At 57.0% G+C, this 2,509-nt stretch carries 2 protein-coding genes; both read left to right on the top strand.

Features of this window, described 5'->3' with window-relative positions:
* On the top strand, positions 1–561 hold a 561-nt coding region (locus AC1DPR_RS31535), incomplete at its 5' end, for a hypothetical protein (RefSeq protein ID WP_477817969.1).
* A gap of 69 nt (positions 562–630) precedes the next feature.
* Positions 631–2,509 (top strand): TM0106 family RecB-like putative nuclease (locus AC1DPR_RS31540; protein WP_477817970.1); only part of this gene is annotated, 1,879 nt, incomplete at its 3' end.

Consider the following 2,509-nt stretch of genomic DNA (forward strand, 5'->3'; position numbering starts at 1 on the left):
TTCCGCGCGGGGGTGGTTAGTTTCGAGGAACTCCGCGATCTCCATCGGCCTTGGTTGAATGACAGAAGCCTTGAACGCGCCGACCGGTTGGGGGACGACGAACGCAGGGCCGAGTACTTCCGGGCCGTGACGGTGAACGCGCTGATCCACGCGACGGTTGCGGTGTTCAATCAGCACTATGACGGGTTGATGAACGGTGCGTTTGACGAAGAACTCACCAAGCAAATCGAATACGCCGGCCATTTCCAGCGGTTCAAGGACGTAGCGGTTCGTCAGGTGTATTGTGCCAAGCCGGTCGTCGAGGTGGAAGCGTGCGGCTTCGAGGTCATCAGCGGGCTTCTGTCGGCATTTGTGGGCGCGGTTGAAAACAAGGCGAAAAATCCGAAGAAGCCGCCTTCACGGGCCCGCACGCTGCTCAGTCTGATGCCAGGAGGCAATGCGCCATTTGACACGATGTCGGAGTATGAGCGTCTGATTCGCGTGACCGATTTCGTCTCCGGTATGACGGATTCGTACGCTGTCGACCTTTATCAGCGTATCCGAGGCATATCCCTTCCCTGAGCACGGCGGGCCTCCGACGAGCTTGTGTTTCGGCGGCTGTGGTCCGCCGGTGTGACATTGAGGCACAGCATGCAAAAGAAAAATGGGTCGTACTTGTTCTCCGCGTCAGACATCGTATCCTTTCTCGAATGCGAACACAGCACGACACTTGGCCTTCAGAATCTCGAGACACCTCTCGAAAAGGCGCCCGAAGATCCGCAGTTGAAGTTGATTCAGGACAAGGGGCTCGCGCACGAGAAGGCCTATTTTGAGAAACTCATCCAGGGCCGGTCGTGGGTTGATGTCAACGCGGAGGGTGATTCGGTGGAAGCGCGGGTGACCGCGACCCGCAAAGCCATGCAAGAGGGCGTGGACGTTATCTTTCAGGCCGCATTTTTGTATGGTCAGTACCTGGGCTACGCAGACTTTCTCGTGAGGGTCGATTCGCCTTCGCAGCTTGGCGCGTACAGCTATGAAGTTCAGGATACGAAGCTAGCCCGTTCCGCTCGCGGGAAATTCATCATCCAGCTCTGCTTCTATTCCTGGCTCCTAAGCCGAGAACAGGGAACTATGCCGCAGTCGATGCAGGTAGTCCTCGGCAGCGGGCATGTGGCCACTTTTCGTGTGGCTGACTATTTCATGTATTTTCGGGATGTGCTGGCTCGCTTCGAGCGCCGCATCGCGGAGGGTGAAGCGGTCAATACGTATCCGGATCCGTGCGACAAATGCTCGCAGTGTGAGTGGATTAATCTGTGCGATGGTAGGCGGTCCGATGATGACCATCTGTCGTACGTCGCCAATATCTCGAAGGCACAAATCAAGAAGCTCTCGGAGAGTGGCGTTACTACGCTCGCCGAACTCGCCGTGATGCCGGCACAAGTGTCGATCCCCAAGCTGGCACCAAAGACGCTCGAGCGCTTGCGAGCGCAGGCAGCACTTCAACTCAAGGCGCGCAACGAGGGTGGCATACACCTCGAATTGCTTCCCAAGGTAGACCAGGGACTGCGTGGCTTTGAGCGGTTACCGATGCCGAGTGCAGGGGACATGTACTTCGACATGGAAGGCGATCCATTGGAGGAAGGCGGTCTCGAGTATCTGTTCGGGCTGTATATCGTCGATGATGGGGTCGAAGAATTTGTTCCATTCTGGGCGCATACACGAGCGGAGGAAAGGCTGGCGTTCGAGCGGTTCATCGATTTCGTCTACGAACGGCTGCGGAAGTACCCTGACGCACACATCTATCACTACGCAGCTTATGAGGCGACGGCCCTGAAGAAGCTGATGTCGATGCATGGCACCCGCGAAGCCGAGGTCGATGGTCTGCTGCGAAGGGGCAAGCTCGTCGATCTCTACAAGGTTGTGCGCGAAGCGTTGCTGATCTCCGAACCCAGCTACTCTATCAAGTACGTGGAGAAGTTCTATCTGGGCCAGCGGGTAGGTGACGTGACGAATGCTGGCGCCAGTATTCTCTACTATGAAAAATGGAAGGAGACAAAGGACCCCAGACTGCTCCAGGAGATCGCCGACTACAACCGCGATGACGTCCTGTCTACCTTTAAGTTGCATCAATGGCTTTGCCAGCTGCGACCCGAGGCAATGCCTTGGGCCATCTTGGCGGCGTCTGCTAGTGGTGCAGCATCCCCAACTGTGGAAGTCGGCGAGAAGAAGCCCATCGAGGTCCGGCTCGAGGAGTTTGAGCGGACGATGTGTGACGGGATACCTGAGCGCGAGGACGAGAGAACTGAGCAGGATCAGCATCGATTGGTGGCGTATCAGCTTCTTGACTACCACCGACGCGAGYAGAAGCCGGAGTGGTGGGCCTACTTCGATCGCATGGACATGACCGAGGCAGAGATGATCGAGGATGTCGAATGCATCGGGGGTGCAACACTGGACCGGACCGTCGAGCGTGAGAAGGTCAAGGCTTCCTACCGGTACACCTATCGCTTTCCGCCGCAAGAGACGAAAC

It is taken from the genome of Rhizobium sp. 01T417 (assembly GCF_056398905.1).